The sequence below is a fragment of the Stenotrophomonas sp. 17(2023) genome (assembly GCF_030345315.1).
Classification (GTDB): domain Bacteria; phylum Pseudomonadota; class Gammaproteobacteria; order Xanthomonadales; family Xanthomonadaceae; genus Stenotrophomonas; species Stenotrophomonas acidaminiphila.
In genome coordinates this window covers 3,643,749-3,661,702 of the sequence record NZ_CP128405.1, presented here as the reverse complement: position 1 = coordinate 3,661,702, position 17,954 = coordinate 3,643,749, and the positions used below count along the sequence as shown (strand labels likewise).

Genomic DNA, 17,954 nt, shown 5'->3' with positions numbered 1-17,954 from the left:
CAGGAATAATCGTCGAAGGCACGCGGGACGGGCGCAGCGAAGCCGCCCGGCCACGTGCCGGATAGGGGGAAAGTGGATGGCCCAGACTACCACCGCGCGGCGGGGGCGGGAATGCTTGTCCCTGACTTGTTCACAGAACCATCCACAGCCTGTGGATGAAATCCCTGCACGAAAGGCGGACATGGCTTGACGCGATGGGGGTAGGGTCTATAGAATTTCCGGTTCTTTCCGTCCCATTCATACAGGTGCCCCCATGGCCACCAAGCGCACGTTCCAACCCAGCAACCTCAAGCGCAAGCGCGATCACGGCTTCCGCGCGCGTATGAAGACCGCTGACGGCCGCAAGATCCTGTCGCGTCGCCGCGCCAAGGGCCGCAAAGTCCTCAGCGCTTGATTGCGTTGCCGCCCCGTGCGGCAGATGCAACTCCGATCGTGAGCAGCACCGACCCGCGCAAGCGATTTCCTCGCTCTGCGCGGGTTCGTACGCGTGCCGAATATACAACGGTCTTCAACGGCGCCCGCCGTGTATCCGACCCGCTGATGACACTGCACTGGCTGAAAGGGGATTCCCCCGCCCGGCTGGGCCTGGCCGTGTCACGCAAGGTCGATACGCATGCGGTGGGGCGCAACCGTATCAAGCGTGTGCTGCGCGATGCCACACGCCACCTCCGGGCAGGCATGGCCGGGGGTGACTACGTCGTTGTCGCCCGCTCGGCGGCCAAACTTGCCAGCAACCGGCAGATCCGCGAGGCGTTCGAACGCCTGCTCCGCCGTGCCGGCGCATTGCCCGCCGTGGTCGCTGACGGCACAATGCCGCCGCGCGAGGGCAACGAACCCTCTTCTTCCTTGAATGCGCCAGGCACCCTGCCTGGTCGAGCCGAGCCTGCCTGCTGATGAACCAGACCCGTGTATTCCTGATTTTCGCCTGGCTGATGGTGGCGGTGCTGCTGTGGATGGAGTGGGGCCGCGAGAAGAACGCGCCGGACCCGGCCACCGTCGCCGCGACCCAGCCGGCGGTGCCGGCCGCCAACGACGCCGACCTGGCCCCGCCGGCCGCCGGCAACGTGCCGCAGGCGGCGGTTCCGGGACAGGCCCCGGCCGCCCCGGCACCGGCCATGGAAGCGGCCACCGCCGCCAGCCGCGTGAGCGTCACCACCGACGTGCTGAAGCTGGTGCTCGATGGCCGCAGTGTGCTCGACGCCGACCTGCTGCAGTTCCCGCAGACCAAGGCCGCCGGCAGCCCGCCGGTGCAGCTGCTGACCGAGGAAAAGGCGCATCCGTACAGCGCCACCAGCGGCTGGGTTGGCCAGGGCGGCTCGGCCGCGCCGGGCGCCAACGGCTTCCAGCCGACCCAGGGGGCGAAGGAATACACCCTGGCCGATGGCCAGAGCGAGCTGCAGGTGCCGTTCGTCTGGAACGGCCCCAATGGCGTCAGCATCCACCGCACCTACACCTTCAAGCGCGGCGACTACGCCATCGGCGTCAAGGATGAAGTGGTCAATGCCGGCACCACGCCGTGGCAGGGCTATGTGTTCCGCAAGCTGGACCGCGTGCCGGCGGTGCTCAGCCGCAGCATGACCAACCCCGATTCCTTCAGCTTCAACGGCGCCACCTGGTACGACAACGACAAGAAGTACCAGCGCCGGCCCTTCGCCGACTACCTGGAGGACGGCAACCTCAACCAGACCATCACCGGTGGCTGGGTGGCGATGCTGCAGCACCACTTCTTCACCGCGTGGATCCCGCAGGCCGACCAGGCCTCGCTGTACCTGCTTTCGCAGAACGGCCCGCGCAACGTGATCGAGGCGCGCGGCCCGGGCTTCACCGTGGCCCCGGGCCAGAAGGTCAGCACCCAGGCACGCCTGTGGGTCGGCCCGAAGCTGGTCAACCAGATCGCCAAGGAAGACGTGCCCGGCCTGGAGCGCGTGGTCGACTACAGCCGTTTCTCGCTGATGGCGATCATCGGCCAGGGCCTGTTCTGGGTGATGAACCAGGTCCACAAGCTGGTCGGCAACTGGGGCTGGTCGATCATCGGCCTGGTGATCCTGCTCAAGCTGGCACTGTTCCCGCTGGCCAACGCGCAGTACAAGTCGCAGGCCAAGATGCGCAAGTTCCAGCCGCGCATCGCCCAGCTCAAGGAGCGCTATGGCGACGACCGCCAGAAGTTCCAGACCGCGATGATGGAGCTGTACAAGAAGGAAAAGATCAACCCGATGGGCGGCTGCCTGCCGCTGCTGATCCAGATGCCGATCTTCTTCGCCCTGTACTGGGTGCTGGTGGAATCGGTGGAACTGCGCCAGGCGCCGTGGTTCGCGTGGATCCAGGACCTGACCGCGCGCGATCCGTACTTCATCCTGCCGGTGATCAACGTGGCGGTGATGTGGTTCACGCAGAAGCTGACGCCGGCGCCGGGCATGGACCCGATGCAGCAGAAGATGATGCAGTTCATGCCGCTGGTGTTCGGCGTCATGATGGCCTTCATGCCGTCCGGCCTGGTGCTGTACTGGGTGGTCAACGGCGGCCTGAGCCTGGCCCAGCAGTGGTGGATGACCAAGAAGCACGGCGAGGACGCACCGACGCCGCCGGCCAAGGCCGAAGCCAAGTAACCGCGAAAGCCCGCCGCAAGGCGGGCTTTTCGCATGTGCGGCGCACGCCGCCGCCGCCCGCGGGGACTCCCGCGACTGCGGCGGGGCCAGCGGTACACGCGCGGCTCCACTAGAATCGTCCGGCCCCCGCCTGTCTTCGCCTGCCATGTCCCGTCTTCCAGCCCTGCGCGGTTTCCTGTTGCCGATCGCGATCGCCGCGTTGCTGGGCGGGTGCGGAGGGGGACAGGGCGCCGCGCCTCCCGCGGCGGCGCCGGCACCCGGCCAGGCCACGGCGGCCGATCCGGCTGCCGCTCCGCTGCTGGCGGCGCTGCAGAAGCAACTGGACAGCCACCGCCGCATCATCGTGCTGCTGGCCGACGAGGACACGCAGGCCGAGCGCGACCGCGCCACCTCCACCCGCATCGGCCAGCAGTTGTTCCACCAGGGACTGGAGGAGCGCGACGCGATCGCCGCGCAGTTCGATACGCTGCTGCGCACCGCCAGCCCGCAGCGGTTCGCCACGCTCGGCGCGGTACTCGACTACATCGAATCGGCGCCGGACCTGTTCGACGCCGACCGCCTGGCGTTCCGCGAGGTACTGCGCGACCTGCACGCGCGGGTCGGTGCCGACTCCTCGCTGCCGGCGGTGAAGCTGCACCAGCGCATCGGCGAGGACCTGGAGGCGCTGGACGAGATCGAGCGCAACTACAACCAGGAAGTCACCCGCATCTTCAGCCGCTTCGAGCGCACCCGCGCCATCGCGCTCAAGCGCGAGAAGTGGGAGGACTACCTCGCCCACCTGCGCACGCGCTACGACCGCGAGGCGATCCTGCGCGACCACGGCGTGATCGAGCCGTACCCGATGTCGATGAAGGACAGCGAGCGCGAGATCTTCGGCCGCGACCTGCCGGCCAAGACCGTGGTGCTGACCTTCGACGATGGCCCGCACAAGGCTCATACCGAGGAGATCAGCGCCATCCTCAAGCGCTACGACGTGCCGGGCGTGTTCTTCGAGGTCGGCCGCAACATCGGTACGGTCGGCGCCGATGGCACGGTGGCGCTGGGTGCGATGGCCGGGATCAGCCGCCAGCTGATGGCCGACGGTTATGCGGTGGGCAACCACAGCCTGACCCACGCGCAGTTGTCGCGTACCAGTGGCGACGCGCTGCGCGAGCAGGTGCTGGGCACCGATGCGCTGCTGCGCCGTGTCGGTGGCGAGCGCGCGCCGCTGTTCCGCTTTCCGTATGGCGCGCGCAACGCCGAGGGCCTGCAGCTGCTCGGCGAAGCCGGCCTCAAATCGATCATGTGGAACATCGATTCGATGGACTGGGCCGACCCGGTGCCGGAGTCCATCGTGCAGCGCGTGCTCGCGCAGGTGCAGAAGGAACAGCGCGGCATCATCCTGTTCCACGACATCCACGACCGCGCGGTGAAGGCGCTGCCGCAGATCCTGGACAGGCTGATCGCCGACGGCTACCAGTTCGCCGGCTGGAACGGACGCGACTTCTCCGTCAGCCGCGCGCGCCGCGACGCCGGCAACGCGGCCACCGTCACCACCGGTTACGAAAAATCCTGGGCCATCGTGATCGGCATCGACGACTACGCGAAGTGGCCGAAGCTCGAATACGCCAGCCGCGATGCGCAGGCAGTGGCCGATGCCCTGACCGGCCAGTTCGGCTTCCCTTCCTCGCAGGTGATCGTGCTGAAGAACCGCGATGCCACCCGCAACAACATCCTGGCCGCATTCCACGACCGCCTGTCCGATGGCCGCACGCAGAAGAACGACCGCGTGTTCGTGTTCTTCGCCGGCCATGGCGCCACCCGCCAGCTCGCCTCCGGGCGCGACCTCGGCTACATCATCCCGGTCGATTCGGATCCGCGCGAGTTCGCCACCGATGCGATCGCCATGACCGACGTGCAGAACATCGCCGAGAGCCTGCAGGCCAAGCATGTGCTGTTCGTGATGGATGCCTGCTACAGCGGCCTGGGGCTGACCCGCGGCGGCCCGGCCTCGTCGTCGTTCCTGCGCGAGAATGCGCGGCGCACCGCGCGGCAGATGCTCACCGCCGGTGGCGCCGACCAGCAGGTCGCCGACAGCGGGCCCAACGGCCATTCGGTGTTCACCTGGGTGCTGCTGCAGGCACTGTCCGGCAAGGGCGACCTCAACGGCGACGGCCTGATCACCGGCACCGAACTGGCGGCCTACGTCGCGCCGGCGGTCTCGGCGGTCTCGCGGCAGACGCCGGCGTTCGGCAGCCTGCCCGGTTCGCAGGGCGGCGAGTTCGTGTTCCAGGTACCGGACAGCCAGGAGTTCCTCAACGCCGGCAGCGCCCAGCTCTCGGCCGATGCCATCGCGCTCAACAGCCGCGCCGATGCGGCGCAGGGAGGCATCGACGCGACGGTGAAGGTGGCCGGCCTGCAGGGCGGCAGCAGCACGCTGGTGGTGCCGGCGGCGGTGCCGGCGTCCGATCGCCAGCGCGCCCAGCAGGCCAACGACCGCGGCCTGCAGCTGTACCGCGAGAAGCGCTACGACGAGGCGGTGGCGCAGTTCACCGAGGCGCTGAAGCTGCGTCCTGATTTCGCCCAGGCCGCCAACAACCTGGGCTTCGTCTACTACCGCCAGCAACGCTACGCGGAAGCGGCGCGCTGGCTGGAGAACACACTGAAGATCGACCCCTCGCGCGCGGTGGCCTACCTCAACCTCGGCGATGCGTATGTCCATGCCGGCGACGCGCCCCGGGCCAGGCAGGCCTATCTTACCTACCTGGAACTGCAGCCGCAGGGCAGCGGCGCCGCGCAGGCCCGCGCGCAGCTGCAGAAGCTGTAAGCCATGAACGACAGCGCCCGCCGCGACACCATCATCGCCATCGCCAGCGGCGCCGCTGCGGGCGGCGTCGGCATCGTGCGTCTTTCCGGCCCGCTGTCGGCGCCGATCGCACGTGGGCTCGGTTGCCCCGCGCTGCGGCCGCGCCACGCCCACTACGCACGCTTCCGCGATTCGGCGGGCGAGGTGATCGACGACGGCATCGCGTTGTACTTCCCCGGTCCGCGCAGCTTCACCGGCGAAGACGTGGTGGAACTGCAGGGCCATGGCAGCCCGGTGGTCCTGCGCCAGCTGCTGGAGCGCTGCATCGCCCTCGGTGCGCGCCAGGCCCGCGCCGGCGAGTTCAGCGAGCGCGCCTTCCTCAACGGCAAACTCGACCTGGCCCAGGCCGAGGCCATCGCCGACCTGATCGCCGCCGGTGACGTGCGCGCCGCGCGCGCCGCCCGCCGCTCGCTCGACGGCGTGTTCTCGCGTCGCGTCGAGGACGTGGCCGAACAGCTGGTGCGGCTACGCATCCACGTCGAGGCCGCCATCGATTTTGCCGACGAACCCCTGGATACGCTGGGCGGGGCGCAGGTGCGTGCCGGCGTCGCCCAGGCACGCGAGGCGCTGGCGCGGCTGCGCGTCGATGCCGAGCGCGGCCGCAAGCTGCGTGACGGCCTGCATGCGGTGCTGATCGGTCCGCCCAACGCCGGCAAGAGCTCGCTGCTCAACGCCCTGGCCGGCAGCGAGCGCGCCATCGTCACCGATATCGCCGGCACCACCCGCGACACCCTGCGCGAGACCATCCGCATCGATGGCCTGGAGCTGGAGCTGGTCGACACCGCCGGCCTGCGCGAAGGCGGCGATACCATCGAGCGCGAGGGCATGCGGCGCGCCCGCGAGGAGATGCAGCGGGCCGACCTGGCCATCGTGGTACTCGATGCGCGCGACCCGGATGCCGGCCGCCAGGCCATCGGCGATGCCGCGGCCCAGGCCACGCGCCAGCTGTGGGTACTCAACAAATGCGACCTGCTGCCGCAGTGGCCGCAGCCGCCGGACGCGGACAGCATCGCGTTGTCCGCCGCCAGCGGGCAGGGCCTGGAGCAACTACACGCGCGCCTGCGCCAGCTGGCCGGCGAGGGGGCCGGCGGCGAAGGCCAGCAGGGCGAATTCTCCGCGCGCCTGCGCCATGTGCAGGCCATCGCCCTGGCCGCCGCGCACCTGGACGATGCCGATGCGCAGCTGCGCCACGACCACCTGGAACTGGCGGCCGAGGAACTGCGCCTGGCGCACCAGGCACTGGGCGAAATCACCGGCCGCATGACCGCCGACGACCTGCTGGGTCGGATCTTTTCGAGCTTCTGCATCGGCAAGTGACCGGCCACCGGCATTGAAACGTTCATCGAGCCCCGGGTAGTCTGGCCTGGTCGCCGCGATGGCGGCCCCCGCTTTCCGAAGGAGTCCGGTCCAATGCGCCATTGATGCCCGCCCCGCCAGCACGCGCTGGCGAGGCCTCGCGAAGTCCCGCTGCCGCTGGCAGCCGGGTGATCCGGGCATGGATGGAATGCAATGACCACGACTCCCTTCATGACGCTTGAACGCGTCTCCTGGCAGCTGCCTGACGGCAGGCTGCTGTTTTCCGATCTGGACGAAACCTTCGACGCCCGGCGCACCGGGCTGGTCGGGCGCAATGGCGTGGGCAAGAGCGTGCTGGCGCGGCTGCTGGCCGGTCGCCTGGCGCCTGCCCGCGGGCGCTGCCTGCGTTCGGGGCCGGTGGCCTGGTTGCCGCAGCAGATCGACGTGGCGCCCGGGGCCAGCGTCGCCGACCTGGCCGGCCTGGGCGATGCGCTCGCGGCCCTGCAGCGCATCGAGCAGGGCAGCAGCGACGTCGCCGATTTCGAAGCGCTGGGCGAGCGCTGGCAGCTGCGCGAACACCTGCAGGCCGAGCTGGAACGGATGCAGCTGCACGGCGTGTCGGCGGCCATGCCGGCGTGCCGGCTCAGCGGTGGCCAGCGCATGCGCGTGGCGCTGGCCGGTGCGTTCCTGTCCGATGCCGACTTCCTGGTCCTGGACGAGCCCAGCAACCATCTCGACGCGGCCGGGCGGCAGCTGCTGCGCGAACAGCTGCGGCGCTGGCCGCGCGGCCTGCTGGTGGTCAGCCATGACCGCGAACTGCTGGGCGACATGCAGCGTATCGTCGAGCTGTCCGCGCTCGGGCTGCGCAGCCATGGCGGCAACTACGACTTCTACGCGGCGCGCAGCAGCGAGCAGCGGCGCCTGGCCGCGGACACGCTGCAGCAGCGGCGCCACGAACGCCGCCAGGGCGAACGGGCGCTGCGCGAACAGCAGGAACAGCGCGAACGCCGCGCCACGCGCGGCGACCGCCAGGCCGCGCACGCCAACCAGGCGCCGATCCTGCTGGGCCGGCAGAAACAGCGGGCCCAGGCCAGTGCCGGCAAGGCGCAGCTGCAACAGCAGCAGCAGCGCGCACAGCTCGACGAACAGGTGCGGCAGGCGGCGGCGCAGGTCGATGCCGCTGCGCCGGTGGTGTTGCTGCCGGCGGTCGACGCCGGCCCCGCGCCCGCCCGCGTGGCCATGCTGCAGGACGTGGTGCTGCCATTCGTCGATGGCCCGCTGGCGCGGATCGATCTGCTGCTGGGGCGGGGCGAGCGGCTCGCGCTCACCGGCCGCAATGGCAGCGGCAAGTCGGTGCTGCTGCAGGTGCTTGCGGGGCGGCTGCCGGCGCGGGGCGGCAGGGTGCAGGTGAACGCGCCGCACGCCTGGCTGGACCAGCATCTGTCCCTGCCGCTGCCGCAGGCCACGGCGCTGGAGCAGCTGCGCCATGCCGGTCCGTCGACCGGCGAGGCCGAGCTGCGCACCCGGTTGGCGTTGCTGGGCCTGGACGCCGGCCATGCGGGGCAGCCGGTTGCCGCGCTCAGCGGCGGCGAGCGCATGAAGCTGGCGCTCGCCTGCGCCCTGTACGCGCAGCCGCCGGCGCAGCTGTTGCTGCTGGACGAACCGGCCAACCACCTCGACCTGGAGGCGATGCAGGCGCTGGAAGCAATGTTGCGGCAATGGCCCGGCACGCTGCTGGTGGCCGCGCACGACGAGGCGTTCCTGCACGGCATCGGCATCACCGGCCGGCTGCACGCCGGCGCCGGGGGCTGGTGCCGGCTGCCGCCATGAAACCCGGCAGCCGCAGGGCGTGTCCCATGCCGGTCATATCCGCCGCGCACACTCCCGCTTCCTTCGATGGCGGCAACGGGAGCGCGCGGTGTTCGGCAGAGCGGTGATGGCGGTAGTAGCAGGGTTGTGCGTGGCATCCTCGACGGCAATGGCCGCCGTTCCCGCCCCATCGTCCGCGCAGGTTTCGGTGTATGCGCACCGCGGCGCCAGCGCGCTGCTGCCCGAGCACACCCTGGCGTCCTACGCGCAGGCCATCGTCGATGGCGCCGACTACATCGAGCCGGACCTGGTGATGACCCGCGACGGGGTGATGGTCGCGCGCCACGAGAACGAGATCGGCGGCACCACCGACGTCGCCGCGCACCCGGAGTTCGCTGCGCGCCGCACCACCAAGCTGGTCGACGGCAAGCGCGTCGAGGGCTGGTTCAGCGAAGACTTCACCCTGGCCGAACTGAAAACCCTGCGCGCCCGCGAGCGCCTGCCCGAGCTGCGCGGTACCGCGTTCGACGGCGAGTTCCGCATCGCCACGCTGGAGGAGATCATCGCGTTCGTGGTGCAGCAGGCGCGGCGCAGCGGGCGCGGCATCGGGCTGGCGCCGGAGATCAAGCATGGCAGCTACTTCCGCGGCATCGGCCTGCCGATGGAGGAGCGCCTGCTCGATGCCCTGCGCGGCAACCCCTACACCCACGTCGCGCCGATCCTGGTGCAGTCGTTCGAAACCGCCAACCTGCGCCAGCTGCGCGCGCGCATCGGCCGGCAATCCAACATCCGCCTGCTGCAGCTGCTGGGCGAAGCCCAGGCCATGCCGGCCGACGTGGTGCTGGCCGGCGGCGACCTGACCTACGCGCGCATGGCCACGCCGGCAGGCCTGCGCGAGGTGGCCGGCTATGCCGATGCGATCGGGGTCGAGCGCCGTGCCCTGCTGCCGCTCGACGCGCAGGGCCGGCTCGGCGCGCCCACGCCGCTGATCGCCGACGCGCATGCCGCCGGCCTGCAGGTGGTGGCCTATACGTTCCGCCCGGAAAACCCGTTCCTGCCGCCGGCGCTGCGCCAGGGGGCGGCCAATGCGCGCAATCCGCAGGGTTCGGTGGCCGAGATCCGCGCCTATCTGCAGGCCGGGATCGATGCCTTCTTCACCGACGATCCGGCGCTGGGCCGGCGTGCGGTGGACGGGGACGCGCCTGTCGCCGGTGGCGACGGCTGAGGCGCGGTTACGACGGATCGCGCCGTGGGCGTGGCCGCAGCTGCACCACCACCTCGTAGTCGCGGCCCTCGCGCGGCTGCCACAGCACCGGCACCTGGCCGGGCGACGGCGGCTCCAGCTCGGCATCGGCCAGCGGCGCATCGGCGTCGTCTTCCTCGTCCTCGTCTTCCCAGCTGTAGCGCTTGCGCGGCGCCAGCGGGTCGGCATGGCGGAACAGCAGGGCGGCGATCACGCCGGCGGCGGCACCGCCCATGTGCGACTGCCACGACACGCCCGGCTCGTGCGGCAGCACGGTCATCACCATGCCCCCGTAGAACAGCACGCCGATCATGCCGGCGGCGATGGCGGCGCGGTCGCGGCGCAGCAGGCCCAGCCCCAGCACCAGGAACATCAGGCCATGGGTGACGCCGCTGGCGCCCAGGTGGTGGCTGCCGGGTTCGCCCAGCATCCACGCGCCGATACCCGACCCCAGCCACAGCAGCGGCAGTGCGCGCACGGTGGCCTTCGGGTAGACGCTGCCGGCCAGGGTGCCCAGGATCAGCAGGGCGGTCGCGTTGGCGGCCAGGTGTTCGATCGAACCGTGCAGCAGTGGCGCGCCGAGCAGGCCCAGCAGGCCGCCGGTGTCGTGCGGGCCCACTGTCCACGGCCGCCAGTCCCAGCCGGTCTGCTGCAGCGCGAACAGCGCCACCAGCAGCAGCACGAAGCCCAGGCTCAGGTTGAAGGCGCGCAGTACGCGCCGGCGGTCGCTGCGGTCGGTGGCCGGGGTGTCGCCGGCGGCGGGCGTGTTGGAAGTGTCCATGGCTTTCGGGATTGCGGCGCCCTGCAGTGAATGCAAGGGCGCCGCGTCGGGACGCCGGTGTGCCACCGGCGGGACAATCGGAGCCGTGCCCCGCGGATCAGGCCTTGTGCCCGCCCTTGGGCGGCAGCTTCAGGCTGAGCACCACCGTCACCACCAGGATCGCGGCGACCACGCCCAGCGACACCGGCACCGGGATCTTGAACACGTCGATCAGCAGCATCTTGGCGCCGATGAAGCCCAGGATCACCGCCAGGCCGTACGGCAGCAGGTGGAAGCGGTCGGCCATGCCGGCCAGCAGGAAGAACATCGCGCGCAGGCCCAGCACCGCGAACACGTTGGAGGTCAGCACCACGAACGGGTCGGTGGTGATGGCGAAGATCGCCGGGATCGAGTCCACCGCGAAGATCACGTCGGTGACCGCGATCAGCACCAGCACCACGAACATCGGGGTGAACCAGCGCACGCCGTTCTTCTCGGCCAGCAGGCGGTTGCCGTTGTACTCATGGGTGATGCGCAGGTGCCTGCGCATGAACTTCAGCGCGGGGTTGTCGTCCAGGCTCGGTTCCTGGCCGGCGGCGAACCACATCTTCCAGCCGGTGAACAACAGGAACGCACCGAACACGTAGAGCAGCCAATGGAACTGGCTGACCAGCACGGTACCGGCGAAGATCATCACCGTACGCAGCGCGATCGCCCCCAGGATGCCGATGATCAGCACCCGCTGCCGTGCCGTCTCGGGCACCGCGAAGTAGCCCATGATCAGCAGGAAGACGAAGATGTTGTCGACCGCCAACGCCTTCTCGATCAGGTAGCCGGTCAGGAACTGCAGGCCGATCTCGTTGGCCACCGCGGTACCGGCGGTCTCGTTCAGGTAGTACCAGAGGCCGGCATTGAAGGCCAGCGCCAGGGCGACCCAGCCGATCGACCACAGCAGGGCTTCCTTGAAGGTGACCTTGTGCGGGCCGCCGTGGCGCATCAGCACCAGGTCGATCAACAGGGCGGCGATGACGACGGCGATGAAGCCGCCCCAAAGCCAGGGATTACCGATTGTCTGGATCATGGGAGTTCCGGTCATGTGGAGGTTCTGGGGACCGCAGGGGCCAAGAACTGGACACGGAATCGGGGAGACCGGGGACAGAGCTTCGCCTATGCGGCGAAGGTCTTGCTCACAGTCCCGGAACCGGGACTGCCGCTGCACCGGAGCCTTGCGGCTCGAACTGACGGCGACAACGTCTGGGAGCTACTCCCCTTCAGCCGCAGATAGTGCGGCCTGGAGGCTTTGCCGTCAATGAACGCGCCGCGGCGGTGGCCCGGCGCCCGTTACAATGTCGCCATGAATACCCCCCTTCCCGTCGTACGCCTGAAGAACGCGTGGCGCTCCAGCCACCCGTGGATTTTCCAGAAGCTGGTCGAAAAGCCCGTCGCCAAGCCCAAGCCCGGCACCATCGTCGACGTGGTCGGGGTGGACGGGGAGTGGATCGGCCGCGGCTTCTACAACGGCCACTCGCGCATCGCCGTGCGCATCCTGGAAACCCGCCGCGACGTGGACGTGGACCAAGCCTGGTTCGCGGCCAAGATCGCCGAGGCGGTGTCGCTGCGCCGTGACGTGCTCAGGCTGGACCAGGTGTCCAACGCGTGGCGCGTGGTGCACAGCGAGGGCGACGGCCTGTCCGGGCTGGTGGTGGACCGCTACGACGACCTGATCGTGGTCGAGTTCTTCGCCGCCGGCATGTTCCGCCACCGCGAGTGGATCTACGAGGCGCTGCGCGCGCAGTTCCCGGGTTGCCGCTTCCACAGCTTCGCCGACGAACACGTGCAGAAGCAGGAGAGCTTCGATTTCCACGGCAACACCACCACCGAACCGGCGGTGATCACCGAGCATGGCATCAAGTTCCGCGCCGACCCGGCCGGCGCGCACAAGACCGGCTTCTTCGCCGACCAGCGCGAGAACCGGCAGTGGCTGAGCCAGCAGGTCGAAGGCAGGAGCGTGCTCGATCTGTGCTGCAACACCGGCGGCTTCGCCGTGTACGCGGCCGCGCGCGGTGCCAGCGAGGTGCTGGGCGTGGACATCGACCAGGACGTGATCCAGATCGCCAAGGGCAACGCCCGGCTCAACAACGCCCGGCCGAAGTTCGTGCAGGCCGACATCTTTCCGTGGCTGCGCGATGCCGCCAACCGCGGCGAGCAGTACGACGTGGTGATCCTGGACCCGGCCAAGATGACCCGCGACCGCGACCAGGTCATCAACGCGCTGAAGAAATACCTGGACATGAACAAGCTGGCGCTGGGCGTGGTCAAGCCCGGTGGCCTGTTCGCCACCTTCTCCTGCACCGGCCTGGTGGCCGAGGACCAGTTCCTGGACATGCTGCGCCGCGCCGCGTTCTACGCCGGCCGCACCCTGCAGATCCTGAAGGTGGCCGGCGCCGGCCCGGACCACCCGTTCATGGCCCACGTGCCCGAATCGCGCTACCTCAAGGCGGTGTTCTGCCGCGTGGTGGACTGAGCCCGGCATTCCAGGGGAGCGGCAACGGTCGCTCCCATAGCGCGCGGATCGGGAGCCATGCCCGGCGGCTATGGCCTTGGCAACGGCGGGTACTACCGGTCCGCGCCGCGGCGGCGGTATGGTCGTGGCCTTCTCCCAAAGGCCGAGGCCCGCATGCCGCTGTGTCGTCTGTCCCTGCTGCTCGCCCTTGTGCTGGGCGCACCGCTGTCCGCCCAGGCGGTCGACTTCACCCAGGCCGAACTGGCCCGTGCCAAGGCGCTGCAGCAACGCCTGCTGACCCTGGACAGCCACCTGGACACCCCGGCCAATCTGGCCCGGCCCGGCTTCGACATCCTGCACCGCCATGACCGCAACGCGCTGTCGCAGGTGGACTACCCGCGCATGCTCGAGGGGGCGCTCGACGGCGGCTTCTGGGCGATCTACACCGACCAGGGCGACCGCAGCGCCGCCGCGCACCTGGCCGAGCGTGACCACGGCCTGCTGCGGCTGATGGAGATCCGCGAAATGCTGGCCGCGCACCCGGACAGGTTCCAGCTGGCGCTCACCGCCGACGATGCGGCGCGGATCAAGGCGGCCGGCAAGCGCGTGGTCTACATCAGCATGGAGAACGGCAGCCCGCTGGTGGCCGACCCGTCGCTGCTGGGCTTCTACCACAAGGCCGGCCTGCGCCTGCTGTCCACCGTGCACTTCGCCAACAACGAGTTCGCCGATTCGGCCACCGACCCCAAGGGCGCGGAGTGGAAGGGGCTGAGCCCGGCCGGAAAGGCACTGGTCCAGGAGGCGGTGCGGCTGGGCATCGTGATCGACCAGTCGCATGCCTCCGACGCGGTGTTCGACGACCTGGCGACGCTGCTGCCGGTGCCGTTCATCCTCTCGCACAGCGCCGCCAAGGCGGTGTTCGACCATCCGCGCAACCTCGATGACGCGCGCCTGCGCCAGCTCGCCGCCAAGGGCGGGGTGATCCAGGTCAACGCCTATGGCGGCTATCTCCTGGACGAGACCCCCAGCCCGGAGCGCAAGCAGGCCGAGGAAGACCTGGAGAAGCGGCTCGGCGGCTGGGACGGCATGCCGATCGAGAAGGGCGTGGAACTGGCGCGCGGGATGGCCGAGCTGGACCAGCGGCTGCCACGCCGGCGGGCGACGCTGGACGACTTCTTCGTCCATTTCGCCCACCTGCTCGACGTCGTCGGTCCCGACCACGTCGGCATCGGCATGGACTGGGATGGCGGTGGCGGCCTGCCGGGCATGACCGACGTCACCGACCTGCCCAAGATCACCGCCTGGCTGCAGCGCCGCGGCCTGAGCGACGCGCAGATCGCCAATATCTGGAGCGGCAATGTGCTGCGGGTGATGCGCCAGGCGCAGGACTACGCGGCGAAGAACGGCGCCAAGTAACCGGCCGTCGTTGCCTGAGGCACGTCGCGTGGCCGCGCTGGCCGCGCGACGGCGACGACCAACGCTGCACGCGCGGCGCTTTCCATGCCGGGGCAGCGGCACCGCCGGTTCCAGGCCCGGCCTGTCTGTCCGCGGCCGATCACGGCCGCGCGCTGCGCTCCGCACCCGGGCGCGAAGCCCCGGCGCTCACCCCGCGCGTGCGTTGTCCGTGCAGGTCGACGCACGCCCCCGCCCGCGGCGGGGGTGCCGCCGGCGTCAGCCCGCCTGCCTGCCCAGCACCGCGTTGCGGCGGCTGTACAGCACGTAGACCACCAGCCCGAACACGTTCCACAGCGCGAACCACAGCTGGGTCCGGGTGGGCAGGCTGAAGAACAGGTAGATGCAGCCCAGGATCGCGATCGGGCCGACCACCCAGGCCAGCGGCGTGCGGAAGGTACGTGCGCGGCCGGGTTCGCGCCTGCGCAGCACCAGCAGGCACAGGCCGACCGCGGTGAACGCGGCCAGCGTGCCGGCGTTGGCCAGCGCGGCGATCTCGTCCAGGCGCGCCACCCCGGCCAGCGCGGCCACCAGCACCGCGGTGAACACGGTGATGGTCACCGGGGTGCCGGTGCGCTTGTTCACCAGCGACAGCCCGCGCGGCAGCAGGCCGTCGCGCGACATCACGAAGAAGATGCGGCTCTGGCCATAGAAGAACGCCAGCAGCACGGTCGGCAGGGCGATGATCGCGACCACGCCGATCACCAGCGCGGCGGTGCCGTGGCCCAGTTCGCGCATGATCAGCGCCAGCGGCTCGGCGCTCTTGCCGAACACGGTGTAGCTCATGGCACCGACCGCGGCCAGCGCCACCAGCAGGTAGATCAGGGTGCAGCCGACCATCGAGCCGACGATGCCGATCGACAGGTCGCGCTTGGGGTTCTTGGTTTCCTCGGCGGCGGTGGAGATCGCATCGAAGCCGTAGAACGCGAAGAAGATGATCGCCGCCGCGGCCATCACCCCGCGCTCCACGCCGTCCGGACCGACCGACTTGGGGAAGCCGTAGGGCATGAACGGCTGCAGGTTGGCCGGGTCGAACGCGGGCAATGCCACCCACACGAACACCGCCAGCGCGATCAGCTTGAACACCACCAGCACCGCGTTGACCGTGGCGCTCTCGCGGGTGCCGGCGATCAGCATGCCGGCGACCAGGAAGGTGATGACGATGGCCGGCACGTTGAGGAAGCCGCCTTCCACGTGCGGGCCGGCGGCCAGCGATGGCGGCAGCACCACGTTCCAGCCGAAGGAGGTATGCAGCCACTCCAGGAAACCGACGAAATAGCCCGACCAGCCCACCGCCACCGTGCTGACCACCAGCGAGTACTCCAGGATCAGGCTCCAGCCCACCACCCAGGCGATGGTCTCGCCCAGTGCGCTGTAGCTGTAGGTGTACGCGCTGCCTGCGGCCGGCATCATCGTCGACAGCTCGGCGTAGGCCAGCGCCGCGCAGGCGCAGACGATGCCGGCGACGACGAACGAGATCAGCACCGCCGGGCCGGCCTTGTCCGCGCCCACGCCGATCAGGGTGTAGATGCCGGTGCCGACGATGGCGCCGATGCCCAGCGCGACCAGGTGGGGCCAGCTCAGCGAAGGAATCAGCCGGCGGCCTTCCTCGTGCTGGGTGAGCTGGTCGATGGATTTGCGCCGGAGCCAGGACTGCATGCGGACCTCGCGGTTCGTGGTATTCGGGAAAGGGGCCGAGTTTCGCCGAACGCAGCGCAGCAAAGCCAGAATTTCCCGCTGCTTTCATGGGCTTTGGCGATGGGCGGTGGCCGGGGCGACGGATCCGGCACAAAACCGGATGCCCGGACGGTTGCCGCGCCGAGGCCGCGTCCCGGTGGCCTGCGCGTAGCGGCGGGCTGGCCGCGCTACGCGGTCCGGCGCGGGTGCGCCAGCAGGTAGTCGCGCAGGGCCACGGCCTGGTTGTGCAAGGTGTCGCGGGCGCCGTACACCAGGGTCACCGGCCCGGCGTCCAGCGCATCGCGCAGCGGCGCCAGCAGCCGTGGCTGCGCGGCCAGCTCGCGCCAGTAGCGCTGGCGGAACGCGTCCCAGCGCTCGGCGCGGTGGTCGAACCACTGCCGCAGCGCGTCGCTGGGCGCCACCTCCTTGAGCCACTGCGCCTGCAACCGGGCGTGGCTGATCCCGCGCGGCCACAGACGATCGACCAGGAAGCGCTGGCCATCGGTGGCGGTGGCGGCTTCATAGGCGCGCTTGCAGTGGATGTGCATGCCGACCTCCCGGCGCCGGGGCTCAGCCTTCCAGTCCGAGCCGTACCCCGAATGCGATCAAGCATACGCCGACCGCGCGCCGCAGCCACACGCCCACCCGCGGGTACCCGGCCAGGCGCCGGGCGATGAACTGGCCGCCGAAGATCAGCACCGAGCACCAGCCCACGCTCAATACCGCGATCAACCCGGCCATCAGCCCCAGGGTCAACGCACCGCGCTGCGTGGCCGGGTCGATGAACAGCGGGAAGAACGCCATGTAGAACAGGATCGCCTTGGGGTTGAGCATGCCCACCAGCAACGCCTGCCGGAACCAGCGCCGGCCCCACTGCTGTGCTGTCGCGCCGGCCACGGCGGCCGGTTCGCGCAGCAGTTGCAGGCCGACCCAGACCAGGTAGGCCGCGCCGACGTAGCGCAGGCCGGCGAACAGCAGCGGGTGCGCCTTCAGCAGCGCGGCCACGCCGGTGGCGGCGATGGCGATCAGGATCTGGTCGCCCAGCATCAGCCCCGCCAGTGTCGCGTAGCCGGCGCGCACGCCGCCGCGCGCGGTGGCGGTGAGCAGGGTGAAGGTGCCCGGCCCGGGCAGCATCAGGAACAGGATGACGGCCACCACGAAGGTGCCCAGGTCGTTGATGCCCATCCACGGCATGGCGTTGGTCCCGGCAGGCTCAGCGCGCGCGCTGCGCGGCAAGGCGCCGTTTCACCGCGGCGATCAGCGCCGGCAGGTCGTCATGCCGCGGCACCCCGTAGCGGTCACCGGTGATGTCCAGGTTGCCCTTGCGCCAGAAACCTGCCGGTGCGGCCACCAGCAGCTTGCCCGAGCGCGCATACAGGCCGAATTCGAGCAGAGTGACCGGACTCTGCGTGCCCGGTGCGAAGTACATCAGCACGATGTCGGCCCGTTCCAGTGCGGCCAGCTCCCATTCGACCTGGCGGCGGAACTCCGGCTCGTCGGCTTCGGCGCGCCACGCCGGGTTCCAGTCGGCGCGGCGCGGGTTGAGCAGCAGCACGTCCTCATCGGCCAGCGCCTGCTGTACCTGCCGTTGCCAGTCACCGGCCCTGCCCATTTCGATGCTGCCGGCCAGGAACACCGTGGGCCGCGCATCGTCCCCGGGAATGGCGGCCGGCGAGGTGATGGTCTGCGAACCCGCCATGGCGACCGGAGACAGCAGCAACAGGCAGGACAGCAGCAACGGCTTCATGGCATGGCGGGGAGCA

The 17,954-nt window shown here is 70.0% G+C and carries 15 protein-coding genes; 9 read left to right on the top strand and 6 right to left on the bottom strand.

Features of this window, described 5'->3' with window-relative positions; all coding sequences use genetic code 11:
• The first annotated feature begins 253 nt into the window (after window positions 1-253).
• The 7 genes from rpmH to QQA12_RS16425 all read left to right on the top strand — a co-directional run bounded on the left by rpmH (window position 254) and on the right by QQA12_RS16425 (window position 9,781).
• Entirely contained in the window at window positions 254-394 is a 141-nt protein-coding gene (rpmH, locus tag QQA12_RS16455; RefSeq protein ID WP_006404565.1) for a 50S ribosomal protein L34, read from the top strand.
• Between the two features lie 38 nt (window positions 395-432).
• Window positions 433-894, top strand: a complete 462-nt coding sequence (rnpA, locus tag QQA12_RS16450) for a ribonuclease P protein component (RefSeq protein ID WP_056931421.1) — start codon at window positions 433-435, stop codon at window positions 892-894.
• Window positions 894-2,606 carry a membrane protein insertase YidC gene (yidC, locus tag QQA12_RS16445; RefSeq protein ID WP_226049894.1) on the top strand — a complete coding sequence of 571 codons (1,713 nt, stop codon included), beginning with the start codon at window positions 894-896 and terminating at the stop codon, window positions 2,604-2,606. The genes rnpA and yidC overlap by 1 nt, the downstream gene beginning before the upstream one ends.
• A gap of 145 nt (window positions 2,607-2,751) precedes the next feature.
• Window positions 2,752-5,412, top strand: a complete 2,661-nt coding sequence (locus tag QQA12_RS16440; RefSeq protein ID WP_226049893.1) for a polysaccharide deacetylase family protein — start codon at window positions 2,752-2,754, stop codon at window positions 5,410-5,412.
• 3 nt (window positions 5,413-5,415) lie between these two features.
• Window positions 5,416-6,768 carry a tRNA uridine-5-carboxymethylaminomethyl(34) synthesis GTPase MnmE gene (gene mnmE, locus QQA12_RS16435; RefSeq protein WP_226049892.1) on the top strand — a complete coding sequence of 451 codons (1,353 nt, stop codon included), beginning with the start codon at window positions 5,416-5,418 and terminating at the stop codon, window positions 6,766-6,768.
• A gap of 192 nt (window positions 6,769-6,960) precedes the next feature.
• The gene (locus QQA12_RS16430; protein ID WP_226049891.1) at window positions 6,961-8,577 is read left to right on the top strand and encodes an ABC-F family ATP-binding cassette domain-containing protein; all 1,617 of its coding nucleotides are present in this window, start codon (window positions 6,961-6,963) and stop codon (window positions 8,575-8,577) included.
• A gap of 106 nt (window positions 8,578-8,683) precedes the next feature.
• Complete coding sequence (locus tag QQA12_RS16425; protein ID WP_226049890.1) at window positions 8,684-9,781, top strand: glycerophosphodiester phosphodiesterase; 1,098 nt, start codon at window positions 8,684-8,686, stop codon at window positions 9,779-9,781.
• Between the two features lie 7 nt (window positions 9,782-9,788).
• Here QQA12_RS16425 and QQA12_RS16420 read toward each other — a convergent pair whose 3' ends face one another.
• On the bottom strand, window positions 9,789-10,580 hold the full coding sequence (locus tag QQA12_RS16420; protein ID WP_226049889.1) for a rhomboid family intramembrane serine protease: 792 nt from the start codon (window positions 10,578-10,580) through the stop codon (window positions 9,789-9,791).
• Between the two features lie 97 nt (window positions 10,581-10,677).
• Entirely contained in the window at window positions 10,678-11,637 is a 960-nt protein-coding gene (locus tag QQA12_RS16415; protein WP_054668838.1) for a TerC family protein, read from the bottom strand.
• A gap of 276 nt (window positions 11,638-11,913) precedes the next feature.
• Between QQA12_RS16415 and QQA12_RS16410 the strand changes: the two genes are divergently transcribed.
• Together QQA12_RS16410 and QQA12_RS16405 are read left to right on the top strand one after the other, a co-directional pair.
• The gene (locus QQA12_RS16410; RefSeq protein WP_226049888.1) at window positions 11,914-13,083 is read left to right on the top strand and encodes a class I SAM-dependent rRNA methyltransferase; all 1,170 of its coding nucleotides are present in this window, start codon (window positions 11,914-11,916) and stop codon (window positions 13,081-13,083) included.
• 153 nt (window positions 13,084-13,236) lie between these two features.
• Window positions 13,237-14,478, top strand: coding sequence for a dipeptidase (locus QQA12_RS16405; RefSeq protein WP_226049887.1), 1,242 nt, complete (start codon window positions 13,237-13,239; stop codon window positions 14,476-14,478).
• Between the two features lie 255 nt (window positions 14,479-14,733).
• On the opposite strand, the gene QQA12_RS16400 is transcribed toward QQA12_RS16405, so the two are convergent.
• From QQA12_RS16400 to QQA12_RS16385, 4 genes are all read right to left on the bottom strand, one after another.
• Window positions 14,734-16,173, bottom strand: coding sequence for an amino acid permease (locus tag QQA12_RS16400; protein WP_054668508.1), 1,440 nt, complete (start codon window positions 16,171-16,173; stop codon window positions 14,734-14,736).
• Between the two features lie 206 nt (window positions 16,174-16,379).
• Window positions 16,380-16,739: a DUF488 family protein gene (locus QQA12_RS16395; protein ID WP_056931413.1), complete on the bottom strand. Its 360-nt coding sequence runs from the start codon at window positions 16,737-16,739 to the stop codon at window positions 16,380-16,382.
• A gap of 22 nt (window positions 16,740-16,761) precedes the next feature.
• The gene (leuE, locus tag QQA12_RS16390) at window positions 16,762-17,385 is read right to left on the bottom strand and encodes a leucine efflux protein LeuE (protein WP_226049886.1); all 624 of its coding nucleotides are present in this window, start codon (window positions 17,383-17,385) and stop codon (window positions 16,762-16,764) included.
• Between the two features lie 19 nt (window positions 17,386-17,404).
• A complete protein-coding gene (locus QQA12_RS16385; protein ID WP_056931412.1) occupies window positions 17,405-17,938 on the bottom strand; it encodes a nucleoside 2-deoxyribosyltransferase domain-containing protein in 534 nt (177 codons plus the stop codon).
• Window positions 17,939-17,954 lie beyond the last annotated feature (16 nt).

Excerpts from the sequence above, each read along its gene's own strand:
- rpmH (WP_006404565.1), top strand. The coding sequence starts at position 254 with ATGGCCACCAAGCGCACGTTCCAACCCAGCAACCTCAAGCGCAAGCGC.
- yidC (WP_226049894.1), top strand. The coding sequence starts at position 894 with ATGAACCAGACCCGTGTATTCCTGATTTTCGCCTGGCTGATGGTGGCG.
- QQA12_RS16440 (WP_226049893.1), top strand. The coding sequence starts at position 2,752 with ATGTCCCGTCTTCCAGCCCTGCGCGGTTTCCTGTTGCCGATCGCGATC.
- mnmE (WP_226049892.1), top strand. The coding sequence starts at position 5,416 with ATGAACGACAGCGCCCGCCGCGACACCATCATCGCCATCGCCAGCGGC.
- QQA12_RS16430 (WP_226049891.1), top strand. The coding sequence starts at position 6,961 with ATGACCACGACTCCCTTCATGACGCTTGAACGCGTCTCCTGGCAGCTG.
- QQA12_RS16425 (WP_226049890.1), top strand. The coding sequence starts at position 8,684 with ATGGCGGTAGTAGCAGGGTTGTGCGTGGCATCCTCGACGGCAATGGCC.
- QQA12_RS16420 (WP_226049889.1), bottom strand. The coding sequence starts at position 10,580 with ATGGACACTTCCAACACGCCCGCCGCCGGCGACACCCCGGCCACCGAC.
- QQA12_RS16410 (WP_226049888.1), top strand. The coding sequence starts at position 11,914 with ATGAATACCCCCCTTCCCGTCGTACGCCTGAAGAACGCGTGGCGCTCC.
- QQA12_RS16405 (WP_226049887.1), top strand. The coding sequence starts at position 13,237 with ATGCCGCTGTGTCGTCTGTCCCTGCTGCTCGCCCTTGTGCTGGGCGCA.
- QQA12_RS16400 (WP_054668508.1), bottom strand. The coding sequence starts at position 16,173 with ATGCAGTCCTGGCTCCGGCGCAAATCCATCGACCAGCTCACCCAGCAC.
- QQA12_RS16395 (WP_056931413.1), bottom strand. The coding sequence starts at position 16,739 with ATGCACATCCACTGCAAGCGCGCCTATGAAGCCGCCACCGCCACCGAT.
- leuE (WP_226049886.1), bottom strand. The coding sequence starts at position 17,385 with ATGCCGTGGATGGGCATCAACGACCTGGGCACCTTCGTGGTGGCCGTC.
- QQA12_RS16385 (WP_056931412.1), bottom strand. The coding sequence starts at position 17,938 with ATGAAGCCGTTGCTGCTGTCCTGCCTGTTGCTGCTGTCTCCGGTCGCC.